This window comes from Shinella zoogloeoides (genome assembly GCF_022682305.1).
Taxonomy (GTDB): domain Bacteria; phylum Pseudomonadota; class Alphaproteobacteria; order Rhizobiales; family Rhizobiaceae; genus Shinella; species Shinella zoogloeoides_B.
In genome coordinates this window covers 674,391-695,330 of record NZ_CP093528.1, presented here as the reverse complement: position 1 = coordinate 695,330, position 20,940 = coordinate 674,391, and the positions used below count along the sequence as shown (strand labels likewise).

Genomic DNA, 20,940 nt, shown 5'->3' with positions numbered 1-20,940 from the left:
TTTTTCATGCGGCCTTCTCCAGAACCGCCACCGCCTCCACATGGGCCGACCAGAGGAACTGGTCGATCGGCGTGACGAGGCGGACGCGGTAGCCGGCGGCGGTGAGGATGGAAAGGTCGCGAGCGAGGCTCACCGGGTTGCAGGAGACGGCAACGATGGTCCTGACGCCGGAACGGGCGAGTTCCTTGCACTGGTCCTCCGCGCCGGCGCGTGGCGGGTCGAAGACCACGGCGTCGTAGACCTTCAGCTCGGAGGCCATCAGCGGGCGGCGGAAAAGGTCGCGCCGCTCCGCCGTCACGGGCTTGAGGCCCTGCGTGTTGCGCGCGGCGTGGTCCAGCGCCTTGATCGCCTTTTCGTCGCCCTCCACCGCATGAACCTTGGCCTTGCGCGCGAGGCGCAGCGCGAAGGTGCCGGAGCCGGCGAAGAGGTCGGCAACACGCTTGGCCCTGCCGATCGCCTCCAGAACAAGGTCCGCCATCGCCTCTTCCGCCGGCTTCGTCGCCTGCGTGAAACCGCCGGCCGGCGGGAAGACGCGCACGCCCGCGAAATCGATCTCCGGCTTGACCGGCTCGATGAGGATTTCCCCATCGTTGGAAACGCGGGCGATGCCGCGCAGCGAGAGGATGCAGGCGGTGACGGCCTGCCGCTCCCGGTCACCCACCTTCTTCACGCCCTCGAAGGCGAGGTCGAGACCGGTCGCGGTTTCCAGCACCGTCAGGCGGAAGGCTTCGCTCGACGTGGCGATGGCCGAGGCGACGCGGCGGATATCCTCCAGCCGGGAGACGATGCCGTCGCTGGCGATGGGACAGTGATCAACGGAGACGATGTGGTGGCTGCCGGCCTGGTTGAAGCCGAGCAGCATGCCCTTTTCCGTCCTGCGCGCGGTGAAGGCGACGCGGCGGCGCTCGCCGGGGCGGGCGATGACCAGCGGGGCGACATCCGGCGTCAGGCCCTTGCTTTTCAGGGCATTGACGACGAGGCCGCGCTTGAAGTCGTGATAGAGCGCATCGCTCGCATGCTGCAGCGTGCAGCCGCCGCAGGTGCCGTTGCGGCCGTCGGGACCGAAATGCGCGCAGGGCGGCTCCACCCGCTCGGGCGAGGCGACCGACATGGACATGACCGTGCCATGGTTGTTCACCCGCGCCACGGCAACCGTTTCGCCGGGCAGCGTGAAGGGCACGTAGACCGGACCGCCCGGCGCTTCGGCGATGCCGTCGCCGCCGCTGCCGAGCCGCGCGATGGTGAGGGTTTCGGTCGTCATGGCTTTCGCCCTCCAAGAAGAAATTCATGATTGCCGTCGCCGCCGGTGATGGGCGAAGGCACAAGCCCGAGGCTCCGCCAGCCCATTTCCTCGACGAGCCAGCGTTCCAGCTCCGCCGCGACGGCGGGCGCGCTGTCCGGGTCCTTCAGAAGCCCCGCCTTGCTGATCGCCTCGCGGCCCGCCTCGAACTGCGGCTTGACCAGCAGGACGCAGAAGGCGCCGGGTTCCGCAAGCGTCAGCGCCGGGGGCAGGGCGAGCTTCAGCGAGATGAAGGAGACGTCGGAGACCACCGCGCCAATGGCGCGGCCGTCGAGATTGGCCCGGCTCATCGCCCGCGCATTCAGCCCTTCGAGATTGGTGACGCGCGGATCGGCGCGAAGGCGCGGATGCATCTGGTCATGGCCGACATCGACCGAAACGACATGGGCCGCGCCGCGCTCCAGCAGCACCTGCGTGAAGCCGCCGGTGGACGCGCCGATATCGAGACAGTCGAGACCCGCGGGGTCGAGCTGGAACCGGTCGAGCGCCGCCGTCAGCTTCAGCGCCGCGCGCGAGACATAGGCCTGCGCCGGGTCGTCGATGGCGAGGACGGCCGAGGCGGGAAAGCTCGCGCTCGGCTTGGTGACGACGCGGCCGTTCACCGTGACCGTGCCGCGCGCGATCGCATCGCGCGCCCGCGACCGGCTGGCGACGAGGCCGGCATTCAGCAGGAGCTGGTCGAGGCGGATGGTTTCTGTGGAATGGGACATGCGCCTCTCATGCCGCTTCGGGCGCAAAGAGGCAAGCCCCGCCGGCCGCGCGGGCGCATTAGCCGGCCGTTAACCATGCCGGGCGCACCATCGCCGCTTGCGGAGGAGCAGCGATTCGCGAAGGAGCGTCCATGAAACTGAAGCAGCTTTCCGGGCTTGCCGCGGCGCTCGCCCTGTCCGCGGCCTTCTTCCTGCCCGCCCGGGCGGCCGATGTGGAGCCGTGGAAGAAGCCGGGAAACGCCATCGTCATCGACGCCTACGAACTGAACGAGATCGACTGGTCGGACATGCTCTCCGACAGGCGCATCGCCGGCTTCATCTCCAAGGCTTCCGACGGGCTGCCGGAAAGCTTTAGCTGCAAGGGCGACCACAACGGCGACACGGTCGAGCACTGCAAGACGATGTGGCGTAAATATGCGGTGAGCCGCGAGCTTTACGAGACACGCCGGCTGCTTGCCCGCTCCAGGGGCCTCCTGTGGGGCGCCTACCATCTCGCCCGCCCCGGAAACCCGGTCGACCAGGCCAACCATTTCCTCGACTACGCCAAGCCGCAGGACGACGAGATGATGGTGCTGGATATCGAGGGCATCGACCCGGGCAAATACATGTCGCTGGCCGATGCGCAGGTCTTCGCCGGCCACCTCAAGACGCGCACGGGCCGCTACCCGGTGCTCTACACCAACCACGCGACCGCCCGGCATATCGCCGCCAACCGTGATACATACCGCATCCTCTCGCGCCTGCCGCTCTGGTATGCCCGCTACAGGCCGGGCATCAAGGGCAGTTTCCCGATGGGCAACTGGGACAATTACGCGCTCTGGCAGTTCTCCGCCGCCGCCAACTGCTCGAAACGGCGCTGCCCCTACCGGGTGAAGGGCGCGGAGAACGACATCGACGTCAATGTCGCGCCGATGACGAAGGCGGAGCTGCGCAAGGTCTGGGCCTTCGGCACCCTCCTGCCGGAAAAGCCCCTGGAGCCGGTGGACGAAATCCTCACTGCCTCCATTCCCGCCTCCAGCGCGCTGAAGGCCACCGTGGAGGCCAGCGTTTCCACGGGCACGGAGGCGCAGACGACGGGCGCGATCACGCTTGCCTCCGGCGCCGTCGCCGCCTTCCCGGTCCGTATCGCGGCCGAGGCACAGGCCGGCGTGGCCGCCATCGGCAACGTGACGGTCACGCCCGGCAACCATGTCGTCGAGGTCACGCCGCTGAACTACCAGGACTTCTGAGCGGCCTACCAGCCGCCCCCGCCACCGCCGCCGCCACCCCCGCCGGAGAAGCCGCCGCCGGACGAGAAGCCGGAGGAGGAGCTTTTCGGCGGGTCGGGCAGCGCGGCAGTCATGGAGCGGGCCATCGAGCCGGCAAAGCCGCCCATACGGTCACCGAAACGGCCGGAGGAGAAGCTGTCGCCATGATACCAGCCGGGCTGGTAGGCGGCGGCCGCGCCCGCCGCCGCGGCGGTCAGCAGCCAGCGGTCGAAGGTTTCCGACCAGGGCTTTTCCACGCCGAGCGCCACGGCATAGGGCAGCAGCGTCTCGAAGTGACGCGGTGACATTTCCGGCGCGCCGGCCATATTCATCCGGTCCCTCTCGGCGAGCGTCAGATATTGGCGCAGGCCCGCGATGCCGTCCATCATCCGGCGGCCGAGCGGCGTCGGCGCGCCCATCAGGAAGAAGAAGACGAGGTTCGTCACCACGATGCCACCGACGGCGGCGAACAGCGGCAGGTGTCCCGTCGCAGCGCCCTCGGTCACGATGGCGGTGGCGATCCCGCCGAAGACGGTGACGAAGACGGAGCCGACGAAAGCCATGATGACGACGGCCATGATGCGCGCGCCGAGCGTTTTCGCCTGCCGGAAATTGCGGCCGAGCGCGAGGGCGAAAATCGATACGAAGACCGAGGCGAAGACCGGAAGGATGACGAGCACGAGGCCCTCCTCCGGCAGGGAGCCGAAGATCGCCAGCGCCGCGAGGCAGGCAAGCGACAGCAGGATACCGCCCGTCACCTGCGGCCAGTTCGCGAGATAGTATTTCCGCCGATGCTCCCTTTCCATGGCATCACGGAATTCGGCGCCCAGCCTTTGCACGCGCTTGCCGTTGGATTTATGGATGGTGAACTGGCTGCCTTCGGTGGGCACGGCGGACAGCAGGGTCGCCTCCCCCGTCGGCAAGGCGCCTTCGACCCGCTTGCCGGTGCGCGTGACGGTTATGGACGTCTCAAGGTTCGAAAGCTCGACAAGGCCCTTGACCGCGAGGCTGAGGAAGGCGGCAGAGACCGCCGTCCAGCCCTGCCCGCCGAACCCCTTCTCGTCGATGTAGTTGACGAGCGCCGGCGAGATGCCCTCCGGCGCATCCCAGCGCGGCACGACCACGCCGCCCGGCGGATCGCGCCCCACCGCAAGCCAGGCCCAGACATAATAGCCGAGAACGAGCGCCAGCCCGCCGAAGGCAAGGAAGAGGTTGCGGTTGTCCTTGAGGAAATAGGCGCGCTCCTCGGCCGCAGTCGGCCTATCGATGCTGCCGGCCGGCATCTTCACGCCGATTGTCAGGCCCTCGTGCGGGCCAAGACCGCGCGTCGTCTCGAAGGTGGCCGTATTGCCCCGGCTCTCGGCGCGCGCGTTCCGCTCGGTCGCGCCCGCGGGGCCGGTGAAATAGGTGAGCGCCTCGGCGCGGATGCCCGGCGGCAGGCTCACCGTCGCGCTCGCCTGCCGGATGGGGAAGGCCCATTGCGTGCCGGTGACGTTCCAGAACAGCTCGTCATGGGTGTCGAAGAAGCGGATCTGCCGCGTCGTCTCGTAGGTCAGGCGATAGTCGTGGAAGCCCGGCGTCAGCAGCACATCGGAGGAACCGAAATAGATGCGCACGCCACGGCGGATGGTCTCGGTACGGTAGGGTTCCGGCCGGCCGTCACGCTCGATGCCGACGATCCTGAAGCCGACCTCCTTCTCCCGTCCCTCGGCGTCGGTGAAGGTGAGCGGGAAGTCGCGGTAGATGCCGCGCCTTATGGCGTTGCCCTCCGCATGGACGCGGATCGTTTCCGTCACCGTCATCGCGCCGTTCTTCGCCAGCGCAATGTCGGAATGGTAGCGGTCGAAATACTCCTCGGCCCGCGCCGCACTCCCGATCAGAAGGCAGAGCCAGAACGTCAGGAGGGCGGCGATCCGCGGCATCGGGACCTCCCGGATCAGAACTTCACGGTCGGCACGGCCCGGTCGGCCGGATTGTCGATCTCGAAATAGGGCGCCTTGGCAAATTTGAAGACCGAGGCGACGAGGTTCGACGGGAAGCTCTCGACCTTGACGTTGAGATCGCGGGCCGCGCCGTTGTAGTAGCGCCGCGACATCTGGATCTCGCCTTCGATGGTCTCGAGCGTCTGCTGCAATTCGGCGAAGTTCTGGTTGGCCTTGAGGTCCGGATAGGCTTCGGCGAGCGCGAAGAGCTTGCCGAGCGCCTGGCTCAGCATGCCCTCGGCCGCCGCGCGCCCGGCGACATCGCCCGCCGGCACCGCCTGCGCCCGGTTGCGCAGCTCCACGACCTTCTCCAGCGTCTCGCGCTCATGCGCGGCATAACCCTTCACGGTTTCGAGCAGGTTGGGAATGAGGTCGGCGCGACGCTTGAGCTGCACGTCGATGCCGGACCACGCCTCCTCCTTCACCTGCCGCGCCCGCACGAGGCCGTTGTAGATGACGATGGCGTAGATGACGACGACTGCCGCGATTGCAAGACCGATCATGGCGTACTGCGCTCCCTGTTCGCGTTCGCCGGAAGCTTAGCATCCGCCGCGCCGCTGGAAAGCCCCCGGCGGGCGCTTTCCCCTGTCACCCCCCATTGCCCCCCATTGTCACCGGGGGAACCGCGCCGCCGCGCGCCTTGGCCGATAGTCGCTTCATCGACAACGCGAACCCGAAGCAACCGCCATGAAAGCCTTCGCCCTCACCATCAACGTCATCGGCTTTTCCGCCCTCTTCCTCGCCTACACGATGGGCGCGGCGGTCGACCGTCCGTCGGGTGTGCGCCGGGCGCTCCAGACCTATGCCGGCCAGCTTCCGACCGGCGCCATGCCGACGCTGAAGCCCGTGTGGGAACTCGGCGTGAAGGCTTCGGCGCTGGCCTGAACCTCTCCCCCCCCCTGAACCTCCCAAAGAAAAAGCCATCCGGATGACCGGATGGCTTTCGTTCGCTACAGGCAGGCCCGATCGTTCAGGCCGCGTCCCTGTTCCAGTTCACCCCGCCGGCATCCGTCAGCAGGAAGGCCTCGCCGCAGGCCTTGGCCAGCGTGCGCACGCGCAGGATATAGCTCTGGCGCTCGGTGACGGAGATCACGCCGCGAGCGTCGAGCAGGTTGAAGACGTGGGACGCCTTGATGCACTGGTCGTAGGCCGGCAGCACGCATTTGTGCAGGCGCCGGTTTTCCGCATCGCCGGGCGCGCCGGCGGCGAGCAGCGCCTGGCATTCCTTCTCGGCATCGATGAAGTGGCGGTGCAGCATGGCCGTGTCGGCATATTCGAAATTATGGCGGGAATATTCCTGCTCGGCCTGCAGGAACACGTCGCCATAGGTGATCTTTTCCGCACCCTCGCGGCCGTTGAAGTTTAGGTCGTAGACGTTGTCGACGCCCTGAACGTACATGGCGAGACGTTCCAGACCATAGGTCAGCTCGCCCGCGACAGGGGAGCATTCGATGCCGCAGACCTGCTGGAAATAGGTGAACTGCGAGACTTCCATGCCGTCGCACCAGCATTCCCAGCCAAGGCCCCAGGCACCGAGCGTCGGGCTTTCCCAGTCGTCCTCCACGAAGCGCACGTCATGCAGCAGCGGATCGAGGCCGATGGCGGCGAGCGAGCCGAGATAGAGTTCCTGCAGGTTCGACGGGTTCGGCTTCAGGATGACCTGGTACTGGTAATAGTGCTGCAGGCGGTTCGGGTTCTCGCCGTAGCGGCCGTCCGACGGGCGACGCGAGGGCTGCACATAGGCGGCACGCCACGGACGTGGGCCGAGCGCGCGCAGCGTCGTCGCCGGATGGAACGTGCCGGCGCCCACTTCCATGTCGTAGGGCTGCAGCACCGCGCAGCCCTTGTCCGCCCAGTAATTGTGCAGCGTCAGGATCAGCCCCTGGAAGGAGCGGGTCGGGTTCATATGGTCAGGCAGGGCGGCGGAGGTCATCGGGTCTATCCGGCATTCTTTGAAAGCTGGCGGACTGGTGCCACGATGCGCCCGAGGGGTCAAGGGTTTCGGGCGGCGGCGCGCCCTCAATGCCGCTCGAGCGAGCGGAAGAGGCCGGAGCCGGCAGCCTGCGTGACGGCCTGCATGCGCTGCGGCGCAAGCTCCGGCACCTGCAGCAGGCGGCGGCGCGCGCTATCGGGCACGCGTGCGCCATACCAGGCGGCAAGGCCCGGCAACGCGCGGCGCAAGGTCCCCGTCGCACGCCAGCCGAGCGCTTGCAGCGCACCGGTATCGAGCGGCGAGCGGCTGGCGTCGTCCGGCCGCCCGGCGACGAAGCCGATGCCGGAAACGGGACCCTGCACGGCCTCCAGCACCATGCGGGCGACGGAGAGGACATCGTGCACGTCCTCGCCCGCCACATTATAGGTGGCGTTCTCGGCCCCGCGCGTCACGACCGTGCGCAGCGCCGCGCAGAAATCGGCGACCGTGACGAAGGCGCGGACCTGCGTGCCCTCGCCATGCACCGGCAGGGGCTGGCCAATGGCGGCCATCTCCAGGAAGCGCGGCAGCAGCTTTTCCGTGTTCTGGCGCGTGCCGACGATGTTGACCGGCCGCAGCACCCGGATATCGAGGCCATAGGCGCGCACGAGACCGGAGAGCAGCATTTCGGCGGCCGCCTTGGAGGCGCCGTAGGGATTGTCGGGCAGGAGCGGTGCAAGCTCGCCGATCGGCTCGCCGTTGCCGGCGCCGTAGACCTCGGCGGAGCTGACATGGATCATCAGCGGCACGCGGCGACGGCCCATCGCTTCCACCAGCACCTGCGTGCCGAGCGCATTGGCCACCGTGAAGCGCTCCGGCACGGCGAAGGCGCGCTCGACATGGCTTTCGCCGGCCGCATGGACGACGAGGTCGGCGTCCTTCAGCATCTCGGTCACGAGGTCGAGGTTGCCGACATCGCCCTCCTGGATCGTCACGCGCCCCGTGCGGAATGCCGCGTCGAGATGGGACATGTCGGCCGCATAGGTGAAGGCGTCCAGCACGCGGATGCGGGCATTCGGGCAATGGGCCAGGAGATCGTCGACGATATGCGAGCCGACGAAACCCGCGCCGCCGGTCACGACGATGGTGCGGATCCGGTCGAGGTCGAGCGAGGCCATGGTCTACTCCGTTCTTCGCGGCCGCATCATGCGACCCATGCCTCACAGATCGGACCTCCCGCGCGCGGGTGCAACCGCGCCGCCGGCAAGCGCACGGATAAATATGGCGTTAACCTTACGGGGCGTGGTTAACGTGCCGGAACGGCACGAAACGGGTTTTGCGCCGGTCCCGCGAAGGCGCGGAACCGTTTTGCAACGTTACTCGTCGTCGCGGCGCACACGGTATTCGCCGGTCTCGGGATCCTTCACCAGCGTGCCTGTCGCGCCGGTGCGGCGCTCCTCCTCGGAGCGCTTGCGCAGCCTGCTCAGCCGCTCGGCGTCGGCCACGAACTTGCGGTAGCCCCACCAGGCGACGCCGACGACCAGCAGCAGAAAGATGATCTGGGCCATCGCCCTCCCCCTTGTTTCCCTGTTCTTCCTACCCTGAAAGACCGAAGCGGCCCCAGAGCGCCTTTTCCTCCGCAAGGCCGGCCACGGCCGCGACGCCTGCCGAGCCTATACGCTCCGCCATGTCGCCGGAAAGCCCCCCGACGCCCGGAGTCTTGCGGCCGAAAAGCCCCTTCGGCGCAGAGACGAGTTCGAGCCGCGTCGTCGGCCCGTAGCGCCGCTTCAATTCCGAGCGCATGCCGGAAAGCCCATCGACGAGACCGAGCGCGCGGCCGCGGGTTCCAGTCCAGAACAGGCCCGAGAAAAGATCGGGATCGTCCGCCAGCCGCGCCCCACGACGCGCCTTGACCATGTCGATGAAGACCTCGTGGATTTCGAGCTGGAGGGATTTCAGGTATTCGATCTCGTTTTCCCGTTCCGGCTGGAACGGATCGAGGATCGCCTTGTTGGTGCCGGCCGTATAGACGCGCCGCTCGACACCGATCTTCTTGAGCATTTCGGGAAAACCGAAGCCGCCCGAGACAACGCCGATGGAGCCGACGATGGAGGTGGGATCGGCGAATATCTCGTCACCGGCCAGCGCGATCATGTAGCCGCCCGAAGCCGCGACATCCTCGACGAAGACCAGCACATGCTTGTTCTTCTCGACGGCCAGATCACGGATGCGCTGGAAGATCAGCCGCGACTGCACCGGCGAGCCGCCGGGCGAATTGACCGAAATCGCGACGGCGGGCGCTGCCTTATAGGAAAACGCCTTTTCCAGCGCGGAAGCGACGGCCGAGAGATTGAGCGCAGGCCGGAACTGGCTGCCCCCCGCCATGATCGCCCCGTGCAGCCGGACGACCGGAACGACGACGCCTTCCTTGCGGAACCTCTTCGGTACCAGCCTCTTCAAAAATCCGGCCATCGCGCGATCCTGTCTCCTGTTCGGTTGCCCGGCTGATGTATGCATGGCGGGCGAAAACGCAATGGCAACGCTGAAAAATCAGGTTCTCGGCAGGCGTGGATAGGCGGAAAGGCCGTTGTTGAGAGCGTCGACAAAGGGGGTGAAGTCGTGCTGGCCGGCCTCGTGCATGACGAGCGGCATGCGCAGCGACAGCTTCGCGCGCGAGCCCTTGATGGCGGTGACGAGGATGCGCAGGGCGTTTTCGCCGACGCGGGCGTGCAGCGCGGTGATCTCGATGCCGCCGAAGCGGCGGCCGCAGGCGGCGATGATCTCGGCGATGGATTGCGGGCGGGCGATAAGCGAAAGCTGGCCGCCCGGCTTCATGATCGCACCGGCCGTCTTGATCCAGCGCTCGAAGAGGTCATGCTCCATGGCGTGCGCCTCGGCCTTCAGGGCGTCGGGCGTGCGGCTGTCGATGCGGTCGTTGAAGGGCGGGTTCATGATGACGTGGTCGAAAACGTCATCGGCAAGGCCGGCCTCGATGCGCATCTTGCCCGAGAGGGAAACATCCGCCTCCAGGACCGATACACGACCGGCAAGAGCGGCGTTGGCCGGCAGCGCCAGCGTCTTGCGGGCAAAGCCCGCCATCAGCGGCGAGCGCTCGACCAGCAGCACCTCGGCCTTCTCGATGCGCGCGGCGACGGCAAGGCCGGCGGCCCCGGCCCCTGCTCCGAGGTCCGCGACGCGCATCGCCCCCTCGCCCGCCACCAGCGCGGCAAGCAGCATCGCGTCCATGCCGGAGCGATGGCCGACGCCCTTCGGCTGGACGAGGTGGAAGCGGCCGTAATGGAAGGCGTCGACGGTTTCGGTGACCGGCTTTTCCGGCGCGGGAGCGGCGTCGTTCACGGCCTGAGTTCCGCTTCCAGCCCGGCGTCCTTGAGGATCCGCCGCGCCTCGGCCTCCCTGTCGCCTTCCACCAGGAAACGGCGCGGCAGCATGCCGAGAGAACCTTCGAGGATGCTCATGCCCTGGTCGGCGATGAGGCAATGGATGCCGGCCTCCTTCATCAGACTTTCCGCGAAGGAGAGCAGGACAGCGTCGTTGGTGCGGATCAGTTCGATCATTCCGGTCTTTTCCAGCCTTAATTCCGAGGGAGGACAATTCGCCTCTTGCCGCAGAAGGCCCCGCTTTCTATTGTCTTTCAACAAAAATGAACAGGAGTCCGGGCATTTGGGCGTCGTGATACCGCTTGAAGAAGGCAAAAACAAACAGGCATCGGTGAAGCCGCTCGTCGACCTTACGAAAGCCGACATGGAGCGGGTGAACCAGCTCATCCTGTCGAAAGCCGGTTCGGACGTGCAGATGATCCCGGAGGTCGCCAACCATCTGATCTCCTCCGGCGGCAAGCGCCTGCGTCCCATGCTGACCCTCGCGGCTGCCTCGATGTTCGGCTACGACGGCGACCATCACGTCAAGCTCGCCACCAGCGTCGAGTTCATGCACACGGCGACGCTACTGCACGACGACGTGGTGGACGAGAGCGACCTGCGCCGCGGCAAGTCCACGGCCCGCATGATCTGGGGCAACCAGGCAAGCGTGCTCGTCGGTGACTTCCTGCTCGGCCAGGCCTTCAAGATGATGGTCGAGGTCGGCTCGCTGGAAGCGCTCGACGTGCTCTCCACCGCCGCCACCGTGATCGCGGAAGGCGAGGTTCTCCAGCTCTCCGTCGCCAAGAACATGGAAACGACCGAGGACGACTATCTCGAAGTCATCCGCGCCAAGACGGCCGCGCTCTTCGCCGCCGCCGCCGAAGTCGGCCCCATCGTCGCCAATACCGGCAAGGCGGAGCGCAACGCGCTGAAATCCTACGGCATGAATCTGGGTCTTGCCTTCCAGCTCGTCGACGACGCGCTGGACTATGGCGGCAAGGCGGCCGATCTCGGCAAGAACACCGGCGACGATTTCCGCGAGGGCAAGATCACGCTGCCCGTCATCCTCGCCTGGCGGCGCGGCACGGCGGAAGACCGCGCCTTCTGGCGCGAGGCCATCGAGGGCGGCAAGAGCGACGACGCCAATCTCGACCACGCGCTCGGCCTCATCACCCGCTATGGCGGCCTGACGGACACCATCGCCCGCGCCCAGCACTATGGCATGATCGCCCGCGACGCGCTGGCGCCGCTGCCGGCAACGCCGTGGAAGGATGCGCTGCTGGAAGTCATCGACTTCTGCATCTCCCGCGTGAGCTGATCCCGCAAGGACGGCCCGTTTCGGTCCGGCAGGATTTTCTTGCCGCACCGCGCCAAAAAAGCCATTCTCTGCCGTCATGAGTCCTGACTGATTTGGGCGCGGTCGTGGCACGATCCGTCACGCGCGGTTCCGGGGCGGACTCCCTATTTGCGGCGAAAGGCATTTTGATGCGGCATTCCCTTCTCCTTCGGCTTCTCTCCGGCGTGGCGATTGCAGCCAGCATCGCGCTCGCCAGCCCGCTTGCGGCCTATGCGGAGGATAAGCCCGCAGCGGCCGCCGCCGAGGAAACGCCATTCGACCCGCTGGACGTCAACACCTTCTCGGGCGCATTCCTCGCCGCCCGCACCGCCGATTTCGACAAGGACTACGAGACCGCCGTCGCGCTCTACAGGATCGCTCTGCAGTTCGACCCGACCAATGCGGACGTCAAGCAGCGCCTGATGGTGACGCTCCTGATGAACGGCGAGTTCGAGGACGGCGTCAAGCTCGCCGATACGCTCAAGAACGACCCGGCCGTCGAGCGCATCACCTCCACCGTTCGCGGCATGGAGGCGATCCGCAAGCGTGAATACAAGAGCGCGGAAAAGATCCTCACCTACAAGGGTCCGAACGATCTCGACCGCATGATGAACGACCTGCTGCTCGCCTGGGCGCGCTACGGCGACGGCAAGCCGAAGGAGGCGATCAAGCTCATAACCGGCATGCAGGGTCCGGAATGGCTCGCCATCTTCAAGAACTATCATGCCGGGGCGCTCGCCGCCGCGGCGGGCGACAAGGCGACGGCCCGCGCGCGCCTCAACGACGCGATCCTCGACCGCAACGGCGCGAGCGCCGCGCCGGACACGTTCCTGCGCGCCGTGATGGCGCTGGCACGCCTGGAAGCGCGCGAAGGCAACAAGCAGAAGGCGCTGGATGCGGTTTCCGTCGGCGACGGCTTCATCACCAGCTATGCGCCGCTCAAGGCGCTGCGCCAGAGCATTGAGGCCGGCGAGAAGCAGGAGCAGCAGGTTCGCACCGCCGCACAGGGCGCGGCCGCCGTGCTCTTTTCCATCGGCGGCGCGCTGAACCGTGAAGGCGCTGAGGATATCGTCTCGCTCTATCTCCAGGCCGCGCGCGCGCTCGACCCGGACAGCGACGACGTTCTGGTGCTGCTCGGCGGCCTTGCCGAGAACCAGAAGAAGCCCGAGCGCGCCATCGAATATTACCGCGCCGTGCCGGAAAAGTCGCCGATGCGGCGCATTTCGGAGCTGCAGCTCGGCCTCAACCTCAACGATACGGGCAAGATCGAGGAAGCCAAGAAGCACCTCCAGGAACTGATCGACGCGGATCCTTCGGACCTTCGCACCTATCTCGCGCTCGGCAGCGTGCTTTCCGACGCCAAGGACTACAAGGCCATGGCGGCGCTCTACGACAGGGCGGCCGGCGTCATCGGCGCGGTTCCGACCCGCAACCACTGGAGCATCTTCTTCCAGCGCGGCATCGCCCATGAGCGGCTGAAGGAATGGGACAAGGCCGAGCCGAACTTCCGCAAGGCGCTGGAGCTGAACCCGGACCAGCCGCAGGTGTTGAACTATCTCGGCTATTCCTGGGTGGACATGAACCAGAACCTCGACGAGGGGCTGGACATGATCCGCAAGGCCGTGAGCCTCAAGCCGGATGACGGCTATATCGTCGATTCGCTCGGCTGGGCCTATTACCGCATGGGCCGCTATGACGACGCCGTGGCGGAACTTGAGCGCGCGGCGGAACTGCGCGCCGGCGACCCGACGATCAACGACCATCTCGGCGACGCCTACTGGCGCGTCGGCCGCAAGCTGGAAGCGACCTTCCAGTGGAACCGCGCGCTCGGCCTGAAGCCGGAAGAGGCGGAAATCCCGAAGATCAAGCTGAAGATCGAAAACGGCCTGCCCGAACTGGAAAAGACCGAGCCGGCCTCGGCGCAAGCCAAGGAAGACAAGCCGGCGGAAAACGTCTCGCCGGAAGCCAAGGCCGCCGACCGCAAGTCCTGACCGGATGCCGACGAACAGCTTTTCGGGCTTTGCCGTCCTCGCGCCGGCACCCGCCAAGATCAACCTCGCGCTCGCCGTCACCGGCCGGCGCGAGGACGGTTACCACCTCCTCGACAGCCTCGTGACCTTCACCGCCTTCGGCGACCGCATCGGCCTGTCGCCGGCGCAGGAGGACCGTTTCACCCTTTCCGGCCGCTTCTCCGAAACGCTTGCCGCCGAGGGCGACAACCTCGTCACTCGCGCCCGCGACCGGCTGCGGGCCGCGCTCGAGGCCATCGGCGAGGCCGCACCGCCCGTCCATATCCATCTCGAAAAGAACCTGCCCATCGCTTCCGGCATCGGCGGCGGCTCGGCGGATGCGGCCGCGACGCTGCGCGGCCTTCTCTCCCTCTGGCAGGCCGGCGTGCCGAAGTCCACGCTCGACGCCATCGCCATCGGCCTCGGCGCGGACGTGCCCATGTGCCTTGCCGGCCGGCCGCTGATTGCGCGCGGCATCGGAGAGGAGATCACACCGCTCGCCATGCCTGCGCTGCCAATGGTGCTCGCCAATCCCCTCGCCGGCGTCTCGACGCCCGCCGTCTTCAAGGCGCTTGCCTCCCGGCACAATCCGCCGCTCGCCCTCGCCGCCGCCCCGGCCGACTGGCTGGACGCCATCGGACGCCTGCGCAACGATCTCGAGCCGCCGGCCCGCGTGCTCTGCCCGGACATAGCCGTGCTTACGGAAAAACTGGCCGCGACCGATGCGCGCGTCGTGCGCATGTCCGGTTCCGGCGCCACCTGCTTCGCGCTATACAGGAGCGACGAGGCGGCGGAAGCGGCGGCGGCGATGCTCTCGGAGCAGCATCCGCACTGGTTCTTCACCGCCACCCGGACGCTGGGAGCTGACGATGGCACGCATTGACGAGACGAGACCTTTCATTCCGGTCGGCATCGCCGTGCTCACCGTCTCGGACACGCGCACGCCCGAAACGGACCGCTCCGGCGACACGCTCGCCGCCCGCATCGAGGAAGCCGGCCACCGCCTCGCCGCCCGCGCCATCGCCAGGGACGACATCCCCGCGATCCGCGCACAGGTGGAAGCCTGGACGCGCGACGACGCCATCGACGTCGTCATCACCACCGGCGGCACGGGCTTCACCGGCCGCGACGTGACGCCGGAAGCGCTGGAGCCGATCTTCGAAAAGCGCATGGACGGTTTTTCCGAAGTCTTCCACCGCATCTCCTACGACAAGATCGGCACCTCGACGATCCAGTCGCGCGCGACCGGCGGCGTGCTCAACGCCACCTATATCTTCGTGCTGCCCGGCTCGCCCGGCGCCTGCAAGGACGCCTGGGACGGCATCCTGAAGGCCCAGCTCGACTATCGCCACATGCCCTGCAATTTCGTGGAAATCATGCCGCGCCTCGACGAGCACCTGAAGCGCTCGACCGGCTAACGCCCCGCCTCGGCGCGCATGGCCCTGACGGCCCAGGCCGGCACGATCTCCGCGCCGAGATCGCGCGCCTTCCCGCCCTTCGCGATATCCGCAAGCGCCATGCCCGGCCGGGCCGCCGCTACCGCCTGCCGCTTGCTGACGAGATAACCCCGCTCCAACGGCGGCGTGCCGCGCCCGAGGCGCTGGAGGAACGGCCGCCGATAGCCGCGCGCGTCACGAAAGCGCGCCGGGCCGGGATCGACGGCCACATGATCGACGATCGCATCCACCCAACCCGTCATCGGCCGCGCGCCGGGTTGCAGCAGCAGCAGCCAGTCGCCCCGGGCGGAGCGAAGCACCTCCGGCATGTCCCACGTCGCCAGGAAACGGCAGCCGGCGGCGTCGGCCACCGTGGAGGATCCGTCGCGCGAGCCGCGGTCGAGCACGATCACGTCACGCACGATGCCCTCGACAGCGCCCGGAACGAGCGCCGACAGCGTCTGCGCCAGCTCGGCTTCGTTGTCCCGGCATTCCATGATGATCGTCAGCATCCCTCTTCATACCGCATTGCAGCATGGATTGCCACGGCGGATCGGCGGCATGGTGAAGGACGACGCTGAATTTGTTCTTGCATTGTTCTCATTCCAGCGATAGGAATATAGTCATTGGAATCGGGGCGAAACGGCCCCGCCGGAGACAGCCATGAACGATATTGCCAGCCTCAGGCAGGGCGCGCTCGCGCCCGGCCATACGAAGGACGTTGCCGACGCCCTGATGGCGCAGTCGGGCATGCGCATCGAGGTGGACCGGCGGCGCGGACGCGGCGCGGGACTGAATTTCACCGGCCGCTTCGAGCCGCAGACGCGGGAGGAGTTCGACGACGGCTGGCAGACTTTGGAAGAGCTGCCGCCCTTCCGCACCGAGGTGCAGGTCGAAAAGCCGCGCACCATCATCACCCGCAACGAATCGCCCGATATCCCCTTCGACCGCTCGATCAATCCCTATCGCGGCTGCGAGCATGGCTGCATCTATTGCTTCGCCCGGCCAACCCATGCCTTCATGGGCCTTTCCGCCGGTCTCGACTTCGAGGCGAAGCTCTTCGCCAAGCCCGACGCGCCGCGACTTCTGGAGCGCGAGCTTTCAAGGCCCGGCTACAAGCCGCGCGTCATCGCCATCGGTACCAACACCGACCCCTACCAGCCGATCGAGAAGGAATGGCGCATCATGCGGCAGATCCTCGAGGTTCTGGACAAGGCCAGCCATCCAGTCTCCATCGTCACCAAGTCGGCGCTGGTCATGCGCGACATCGACATCCTCTCCCGCATGGCCGCGCGGGGCCTTGCCTGGGTCGGCATGTCCGTCACCACGCTCGACCGCAAGCTGGCCCGCACCATGGAACCGCGCGCCGCGACCCCGCCGCGCCGGCTGGAGGCGATCCGCGCCCTTTCCGACGCCGGCATCCCGACCGCCGTCATGGTGGCCCCGATCATTCCCGGCCTCAACGACCACGAGATCGAGCGCGTGCTGGATTCGGGCAAGGCGGCCGGCGCGCTGGAGGCGAGCTACGTGCTGCTGCGCCTGCCGCTGGAGGTAAGCCCCCTCTTCCGCGACTGGCTGTTGCGCAACTACCCGGACCGCTACCGCCACGTCATGTCGCTGGTGCGCTCCATGCGGGGCGGCAAGGATTACGACGCGGAGTTCGGCAAGCGCATGAAGGGCGCAGGCCCTTATGCCTGGCAGATCGCCCGCCGCTTCGAGATGGCGACGAAACGGCTGGAACTGACCCGCACCCGCCGCACGCTCGCCCTCGACCAGTTTGTCCCACCGTCCGGCAGCGGAGTGCAGCTCTCGCTGCTGTGAGGTAGCACCGGCGCCCCACAGGCATGCCCTCGCGCACGCCGCCCTCCTCTCCGGGGCAAGGGAAAGGCTCTGGGATGAGGGAGCCGGGACGGCGCGCCGATATTCGAACCATGCCGCCCCGGCCGACGCCGGGCCTGGCGAAACCGCTTTCCGGCCCGCGCCATCCCCTGGGCGCTCCGGACGCTCCTCCGACCCGCCGCATGCGTCGGAGGACTTGCAGGGAATCGGACGGATGTGCATGGTCGCCGCCATGGCCAAGCGCACATCCTCCGATTCCCGCCTTCTTTTCGATATGCCCGAGGGGCCGGATTTCTCGATGGAAACCGCCGCCCGCGGCAAGGGTCTCTGGCCGGTCGCCGGCACGGACGAGGCGGGGCGCGGGCCGCTCGCCGGCCCCGTCGTCGCCGCGGCTGTGGTGCTCGACCCGGACAACATTCCCCCGGGCCTGCACGATTCCAAGCAGTTGAGCGCCGCAAAGCGCGAGGCGCTGTTCACGCTGATCCTTGAGAGGGCCTTCGTCTCCGTCGCCTCCAGCTCCGCGCGCCGCATCGATGCCATAGATATCCGCAAGGCCAGCCTCGACGCCATGCGCCGGGCCGTCGCCGGTCTGGAGATGGCGCCGAAACTCGTGCTCACGGACGGCCGCGACGTGCCGCCGGGGCTTGCCTGCGAGGGCCGCGCCGTCGTCAAGGGCGACGCCCGCTCCCTCTCCATCGCCGCCGCCTCCATCGTCGCCAAGGTCACGCGCGACCGCATGATGGCGCGTGCGGACGTCGACTTCCCCGGCTACGGCTTCGCCATCCATGCCGGCTACGCCACGGAAGTCCACCGCAAGGCCATCACGTCCCTCGGCCCCTGCCCCCTGCACCGCATGAGCTTCCGGCCGCTGCGGCAGGATTGACGCCCCGGATGGCGGTTTCGTCCCCCCTTCCCGCGCGACATATTTCCCGACTAGGCTTGACCTGAAAAGCACTTCGGAGGGGCTATATGGAAACGGCTGTCAGAAAATTCTTCGAGCGGTACGAACGCTTCTTCAACCGATCCCTTGCCGGCAAGGTCGATGCGGATGAATTCGCATCCCTATATGCGCCGGAATTCATAGGCGCCGGCCCGGCCGGCGTGAGAAGCGGGAAGAATGACGACGGGTTCCGGCAGGCCATGGTGCAAGGCTATGAGCACTACCGCACCATCGGCACGAAGGAAATGCACCTGCGCGGCATCCACCTTACCCTGATAGACGCGCTTCATTGCATGGCCCATGTCTCCTGGGCCGCCACCTATGCGCGGGCGGATCGACCGGACGTGACGGTCGACTTCGAGGTTCATTACCTTGTTCAAATGCTGGCCGGGGAGCCACGGGTGTTCGGCTGGATATCGGGTGATGAGCAGGCGCTGCTGAAAGAACACGGCATCATCTAGTCGCGGAACGGCCGGCCAGAAACGGCGTATCGTCCCAATGCAAAAAGGCCGCCCAAGGGCGGCCTTTTCAAATTCGTCCATGAAGGTGCCTCAGTTGAGGCGGGCCTTCACTTCGCTGATCGCGTTGTCGAACAGTGCCTTGCCGGTGGCGGCATCGGCCTTGGAAGCGATGACCTTTTCGGCGGCGGCAACGGCGAGGTCGACGGCGGCGGCGCGCACGGCATTGATCGCATCGGCTTCCGCCTGCTTGATCTTCTGCTCGGAAAGCGCCGTGCGACGGGCGACGTATTCTTCCGTCTTCTGCTTGGCTTCAGCGGTCAGGGCGCTCGCCTCGCGTTCAGCGGAAGCGACGATGCTTGCGGCTTCCGCCTCGGCATCCTTGCGCTTGCGCTGGTATTCGGCCAGCAGGTGCTGGGCTTCCTCGCGAAGGCGCTTGGCTTCGGCCAGCTCGTTCTGGATCTTCTCGGCGCGGGCGTCGAGACCCTTTGCCATCATGCCCGGAACCTTGAGGTAGGCAATGAGGGCAAGGAACAGGATGAGGCCGACAAAGGCGTAGAATGTTGCGTCGAAATGCATCGAACCCTCTCCTTACTCGCCTGCGGCCGACTTAACGGCGGAAGCGATCTCGGCCTTGGTGACCTTGGCGCCGACGAGCTGTTCGACGACGGCCGCCGTGGTTTCCTCGGCGATCGAGCCGACATCGGCAAGGGCCTTGGCCTTGATCTCGGCGATGCGCGTTTCAGCGCCGGCGATCTTGTCCTGCAGCGAGGCTTCGATCTTGGCGCGTTCGGCGTCGGCCTTGGCCTTGGCTTCTTCGCGGGCGGTCGAGGCGATCGCATTGCCCTTGGCGCGGGCGCTTGCGAGATCCTGCTCGTAGGACGCGATCGCGGCGTCGGCTTCCGCCTTCAGGCGGGAAGCTTCGTCGAGATCCTGCGCGATACGGTCATGGCGCGTCTCGAGGATGCCGCCGATACGCGGAATGACGACCTTCGACATGAGAAGGTAGAAAAGACCGAAGGTGATCGCGAGCCACAGGAGCTGCGATGCGAACGTGGTCTGATCGAAAGGCGGGAACACGCCGGAACCGGCTTCCTCGCCATGGGCGACACCCGTCTCGGTGTGCACTTCGCCTGCGCCTGCCGGCTGGGCCGCATGCGCATCCGCAGGGGTCTCGTGCGAGGTTGCAGGAGTTTCCGCCTGGGCGACTTCAAAAGGGGTGGACTCGGCAGATGCCGCGGTCACAGACATGCTCACCTCCAGGGGGCACTCTCAGATCATGTACGGAACGTACGGTGGACCACGGCCCGCAAGGGCCATGGTCCGATCCTCAAGCCGATATCAGACGGCGAAGAGGAGAAGGAGAGCGATGAGCAGCGAGAAGATGCCCAGAGCTTCCGTAACGGCGAAGCCGAATACGAGACGGCCGAACTGGCTGTCAGCAGCAGACGGATTGCGAAGAGCGCCGGCCAGGTAGTTGCCGAAGATGTTGCCGAGGCCGAGAGCCGTGCCGGCGAGACCGAACGTGGCAAGACCTGCGCCGATGAACTTTGCTGCTTCCGCTTCCATGTTGAACTCCTTGAATGGGTTGTTGCGGCTATGAGCGACGCCCGAAGGCGCCGGCGACTTTTTCCTTAGTGACCACCCGGATGCACGGCATCGTTGAGGTACATGCATGTCAGAACTGCGAAGACATAGGCCTGCAGGAACGACACGAGGAATTCGAGACCGGTCAGGGCGACGGTCATGAGAAGGGGCAGGATCGAACCGGCGACACCGACGGCGCCAAGCGCGCTCAGCGAGGTGACGAAGCCTGCGAAGACCTTCAGCGTGATGTGACCCGCCAGCATGTTGGCGAAGAGACGGATCGAGAGGCTGATCGGACGCGAGAGGAACGAGATGACCTCGATCGAGACGACCAGCGGCAGCAGCGCGCCGGGAACGCCCGACGGTACGAAGAGCTTCAGGAAGCCGAAACCGTGCTTGTAGAAGCCATAGAAGACGACCGTGCCGATGACGAGAAGCGCCAGGGCGAAGGTGACGATGATCTGGCTGGTGACCGTGAAGAAATAGGGAACCATGCCGAGCAGGTTCGCCGTCAGCACGAACATGAAGAGCGAGAAGACGAACGGGAAGAACTTCATCCCGTGACTGCCCGCCCCTTCCCGGAGCATCGAGGCGATGAACTCGTAGGACATTTCCGAGACCGACTGCATGCGGCTCGGCACGAGGCCGCGCTGGCCCGTGGTGAAGTAGAGGAAGCCGACTGCGGCCGCGACGGTGGCGACCATGAACAGGGAGGCATTGGTGAACGAGAAATCGATGCCGCCGATTTCGATCGGAACAATCTTGTTGACCAGGAACTGATGGGTCGGATCGTTTGACACCGTT

24 protein-coding genes are annotated in these 20,940 nt (G+C 66.6%); 9 read left to right on the top strand and 15 right to left on the bottom strand.

Going from position 1 to position 20,940, the window contains the following annotated elements:
* Positions 1–4: 4 nt before the first annotated feature.
* Positions 5–1,261 carry a class I SAM-dependent RNA methyltransferase gene (locus MOE34_RS03405; protein ID WP_242221021.1) on the bottom strand — a complete coding sequence of 419 codons (1,257 nt, stop codon included), beginning with the start codon at positions 1,259–1,261 and terminating at the stop codon, positions 5–7.
* The gene (locus tag MOE34_RS03400; protein WP_242221019.1) at positions 1,258–2,010 is read right to left on the bottom strand and encodes a TlyA family RNA methyltransferase; all 753 of its coding nucleotides are present in this window, start codon (positions 2,008–2,010) and stop codon (positions 1,258–1,260) included. The genes MOE34_RS03405 and MOE34_RS03400 overlap by 4 nt, the downstream gene beginning before the upstream one ends.
* 131 nt (positions 2,011–2,141) lie before the next feature.
* Here MOE34_RS03400 and MOE34_RS03395 point away from each other — a divergent pair, with 131 nt between their 5' ends.
* Entirely contained in the window at positions 2,142–3,239 is a 1,098-nt protein-coding gene (locus tag MOE34_RS03395) for a glycoside hydrolase family 25 protein (RefSeq protein ID WP_242221017.1), read from the top strand.
* A gap of 5 nt (positions 3,240–3,244) precedes the next feature.
* On the opposite strand, the gene MOE34_RS03390 is transcribed toward MOE34_RS03395, so the two are convergent.
* Positions 3,245–5,179, bottom strand: a complete 1,935-nt coding sequence (locus tag MOE34_RS03390; RefSeq protein ID WP_242221015.1) for a DUF2207 domain-containing protein — start codon at positions 5,177–5,179, stop codon at positions 3,245–3,247.
* A gap of 14 nt (positions 5,180–5,193) precedes the next feature.
* Positions 5,194–5,742 carry a LemA family protein gene (locus tag MOE34_RS03385; RefSeq protein ID WP_242221013.1) on the bottom strand — a complete coding sequence of 183 codons (549 nt, stop codon included), beginning with the start codon at positions 5,740–5,742 and terminating at the stop codon, positions 5,194–5,196.
* A 184-nt stretch (positions 5,743–5,926) separates the two neighbouring features.
* Here MOE34_RS03385 and MOE34_RS03380 point away from each other — a divergent pair, with 184 nt between their 5' ends.
* Entirely contained in the window at positions 5,927–6,124 is a 198-nt protein-coding gene (locus MOE34_RS03380) for a hypothetical protein (RefSeq protein ID WP_242221011.1), read from the top strand.
* Between the two features lie 85 nt (positions 6,125–6,209).
* Here MOE34_RS03380 and MOE34_RS03375 read toward each other — a convergent pair whose 3' ends face one another.
* The 6 genes from MOE34_RS03375 to MOE34_RS03350 form a co-directional block, all read right to left on the bottom strand.
* Positions 6,210–7,172, bottom strand: coding sequence for a glycine--tRNA ligase subunit alpha (locus MOE34_RS03375; protein WP_242221007.1), 963 nt, complete (start codon positions 7,170–7,172; stop codon positions 6,210–6,212).
* Between the two features lie 86 nt (positions 7,173–7,258).
* A complete protein-coding gene (locus tag MOE34_RS03370) occupies positions 7,259–8,329 on the bottom strand; it encodes a dTDP-glucose 4,6-dehydratase (protein ID WP_242221005.1) in 1,071 nt (356 codons plus the stop codon).
* 198 nt (positions 8,330–8,527) lie between these two features.
* Entirely contained in the window at positions 8,528–8,719 is a 192-nt protein-coding gene (locus MOE34_RS03365) for a hypothetical protein (RefSeq protein ID WP_160785431.1), read from the bottom strand.
* Between the two features lie 28 nt (positions 8,720–8,747).
* Positions 8,748–9,623, bottom strand: coding sequence for a S49 family peptidase (locus MOE34_RS03360; protein ID WP_242221003.1), 876 nt, complete (start codon positions 9,621–9,623; stop codon positions 8,748–8,750).
* Positions 9,624–9,701: 78 nt separating this feature from the next.
* Positions 9,702–10,508 (bottom strand): tRNA1(Val) (adenine(37)-N6)-methyltransferase, encoded by an 807-nt coding sequence (locus tag MOE34_RS03355; protein ID WP_242221000.1) that lies wholly within the window; start codon positions 10,506–10,508, stop codon positions 9,702–9,704.
* Positions 10,505–10,726 (bottom strand): DUF2007 domain-containing protein, encoded by a 222-nt coding sequence (locus MOE34_RS03350; protein WP_242220998.1) that lies wholly within the window; start codon positions 10,724–10,726, stop codon positions 10,505–10,507. Before MOE34_RS03350 ends, MOE34_RS03355 begins: the two co-directional genes overlap by 4 nt.
* A gap of 106 nt (positions 10,727–10,832) precedes the next feature.
* Here MOE34_RS03350 and MOE34_RS03345 point away from each other — a divergent pair, with 106 nt between their 5' ends.
* The 4 genes from MOE34_RS03345 to moaB all read left to right on the top strand — a co-directional run bounded on the left by MOE34_RS03345 (position 10,833) and on the right by moaB (position 15,294).
* A complete protein-coding gene (locus MOE34_RS03345; RefSeq protein WP_160785428.1) occupies positions 10,833–11,849 on the top strand; it encodes a polyprenyl synthetase family protein in 1,017 nt (338 codons plus the stop codon).
* A 167-nt stretch (positions 11,850–12,016) separates the two neighbouring features.
* Positions 12,017–13,858: a tetratricopeptide repeat protein gene (locus MOE34_RS03340; protein WP_242220996.1), complete on the top strand. Its 1,842-nt coding sequence runs from the start codon at positions 12,017–12,019 to the stop codon at positions 13,856–13,858.
* Positions 13,859–13,862: 4 nt separating this feature from the next.
* Entirely contained in the window at positions 13,863–14,759 is an 897-nt protein-coding gene (locus tag MOE34_RS03335; RefSeq protein ID WP_242220993.1) for a 4-(cytidine 5'-diphospho)-2-C-methyl-D-erythritol kinase, read from the top strand.
* Positions 14,746–15,294, top strand: a complete 549-nt coding sequence (moaB, locus tag MOE34_RS03330) for a molybdenum cofactor biosynthesis protein B (RefSeq protein WP_242220991.1) — start codon at positions 14,746–14,748, stop codon at positions 15,292–15,294. Before MOE34_RS03335 ends, moaB begins: the two co-directional genes overlap by 14 nt.
* Here the strand turns inward: moaB and MOE34_RS03325 are convergent.
* On the bottom strand, positions 15,291–15,824 hold the full coding sequence (locus MOE34_RS03325; protein WP_242220989.1) for a glycosyl transferase: 534 nt from the start codon (positions 15,822–15,824) through the stop codon (positions 15,291–15,293). The genes moaB and MOE34_RS03325 overlap by 4 nt on opposite strands.
* A 151-nt stretch (positions 15,825–15,975) precedes the next feature.
* Between MOE34_RS03325 and MOE34_RS03320 the strand changes: the two genes are divergently transcribed.
* The 3 genes from MOE34_RS03320 to MOE34_RS03310 all read left to right on the top strand — a co-directional run bounded on the left by MOE34_RS03320 (position 15,976) and on the right by MOE34_RS03310 (position 18,552).
* Entirely contained in the window at positions 15,976–17,133 is a 1,158-nt protein-coding gene (locus MOE34_RS03320) for a PA0069 family radical SAM protein (protein WP_242220987.1), read from the top strand.
* Between the two features lie 232 nt (positions 17,134–17,365).
* Positions 17,366–18,034 carry a ribonuclease HII gene (locus MOE34_RS03315; RefSeq protein WP_242220985.1) on the top strand — a complete coding sequence of 223 codons (669 nt, stop codon included), beginning with the start codon at positions 17,366–17,368 and terminating at the stop codon, positions 18,032–18,034.
* Positions 18,035–18,120: 86 nt separating this feature from the next.
* Positions 18,121–18,552, top strand: a complete 432-nt coding sequence (locus tag MOE34_RS03310; protein WP_242220983.1) for a nuclear transport factor 2 family protein — start codon at positions 18,121–18,123, stop codon at positions 18,550–18,552.
* Between the two features lie 90 nt (positions 18,553–18,642).
* Here the strand turns inward: MOE34_RS03310 and MOE34_RS03305 are convergent, their stop codons facing one another.
* From MOE34_RS03305 to MOE34_RS03290, 4 genes are all read right to left on the bottom strand, one after another.
* Entirely contained in the window at positions 18,643–19,128 is a 486-nt protein-coding gene (locus tag MOE34_RS03305) for a F0F1 ATP synthase subunit B (RefSeq protein ID WP_160785421.1), read from the bottom strand.
* A gap of 12 nt (positions 19,129–19,140) precedes the next feature.
* The gene (locus MOE34_RS03300) at positions 19,141–19,800 is read right to left on the bottom strand and encodes a F0F1 ATP synthase subunit B (RefSeq protein WP_242220981.1); all 660 of its coding nucleotides are present in this window, start codon (positions 19,798–19,800) and stop codon (positions 19,141–19,143) included.
* Between the two features lie 90 nt (positions 19,801–19,890).
* Positions 19,891–20,118: a F0F1 ATP synthase subunit C gene (locus tag MOE34_RS03295; protein ID WP_024270186.1), complete on the bottom strand. Its 228-nt coding sequence runs from the start codon at positions 20,116–20,118 to the stop codon at positions 19,891–19,893.
* A 65-nt stretch (positions 20,119–20,183) separates the two neighbouring features.
* Positions 20,184–20,936 (bottom strand): F0F1 ATP synthase subunit A, encoded by a 753-nt coding sequence (locus MOE34_RS03290; protein WP_242220979.1) that lies wholly within the window; start codon positions 20,934–20,936, stop codon positions 20,184–20,186.
* Between the last annotated feature and the right edge of the window lie 4 nt (positions 20,937–20,940).

Bases quoted from the DNA above. Each gene is read 5' to 3' on its own strand.
- MOE34_RS03405 (WP_242221021.1), bottom strand. From the start codon at position 1,261: ATGACGACCGAAACCCTCACCATCGCGCGGCTCGGCAGCGGCGGCGAC.
- MOE34_RS03400 (WP_242221019.1), bottom strand. From the start codon at position 2,010: ATGTCCCATTCCACAGAAACCATCCGCCTCGACCAGCTCCTGCTGAAT.
- MOE34_RS03395 (WP_242221017.1), top strand. From the start codon at position 2,142: ATGAAACTGAAGCAGCTTTCCGGGCTTGCCGCGGCGCTCGCCCTGTCC.
- MOE34_RS03390 (WP_242221015.1), bottom strand. From the start codon at position 5,179: ATGCCGCGGATCGCCGCCCTCCTGACGTTCTGGCTCTGCCTTCTGATC.
- MOE34_RS03385 (WP_242221013.1), bottom strand. From the start codon at position 5,742: ATGATCGGTCTTGCAATCGCGGCAGTCGTCGTCATCTACGCCATCGTC.
- MOE34_RS03380 (WP_242221011.1), top strand. From the start codon at position 5,927: ATGAAAGCCTTCGCCCTCACCATCAACGTCATCGGCTTTTCCGCCCTC.
- MOE34_RS03375 (WP_242221007.1), bottom strand. From the start codon at position 7,172: ATGACCTCCGCCGCCCTGCCTGACCATATGAACCCGACCCGCTCCTTC.
- MOE34_RS03370 (WP_242221005.1), bottom strand. From the start codon at position 8,329: ATGGCCTCGCTCGACCTCGACCGGATCCGCACCATCGTCGTGACCGGC.
- MOE34_RS03365 (WP_160785431.1), bottom strand. From the start codon at position 8,719: ATGGCCCAGATCATCTTTCTGCTGCTGGTCGTCGGCGTCGCCTGGTGG.
- MOE34_RS03360 (WP_242221003.1), bottom strand. From the start codon at position 9,623: ATGGCCGGATTTTTGAAGAGGCTGGTACCGAAGAGGTTCCGCAAGGAA.
- MOE34_RS03350 (WP_242220998.1), bottom strand. From the start codon at position 10,726: ATGATCGAACTGATCCGCACCAACGACGCTGTCCTGCTCTCCTTCGCG.
- MOE34_RS03340 (WP_242220996.1), top strand. From the start codon at position 12,017: ATGCGGCATTCCCTTCTCCTTCGGCTTCTCTCCGGCGTGGCGATTGCA.
- MOE34_RS03335 (WP_242220993.1), top strand. From the start codon at position 13,863: ATGCCGACGAACAGCTTTTCGGGCTTTGCCGTCCTCGCGCCGGCACCC.
- moaB (WP_242220991.1), top strand. From the start codon at position 14,746: ATGGCACGCATTGACGAGACGAGACCTTTCATTCCGGTCGGCATCGCC.
- MOE34_RS03325 (WP_242220989.1), bottom strand. From the start codon at position 15,824: ATGCTGACGATCATCATGGAATGCCGGGACAACGAAGCCGAGCTGGCG.
- MOE34_RS03320 (WP_242220987.1), top strand. From the start codon at position 15,976: ATGAACGATATTGCCAGCCTCAGGCAGGGCGCGCTCGCGCCCGGCCAT.
- MOE34_RS03315 (WP_242220985.1), top strand. From the start codon at position 17,366: ATGTGCATGGTCGCCGCCATGGCCAAGCGCACATCCTCCGATTCCCGC.
- MOE34_RS03310 (WP_242220983.1), top strand. From the start codon at position 18,121: ATGGAAACGGCTGTCAGAAAATTCTTCGAGCGGTACGAACGCTTCTTC.
- MOE34_RS03305 (WP_160785421.1), bottom strand. From the start codon at position 19,128: ATGCATTTCGACGCAACATTCTACGCCTTTGTCGGCCTCATCCTGTTC.
- MOE34_RS03300 (WP_242220981.1), bottom strand. From the start codon at position 19,800: ATGTCTGTGACCGCGGCATCTGCCGAGTCCACCCCTTTTGAAGTCGCC.
- MOE34_RS03295 (WP_024270186.1), bottom strand. From the start codon at position 20,118: ATGGAAGCGGAAGCAGCAAAGTTCATCGGCGCAGGTCTTGCCACGTTC.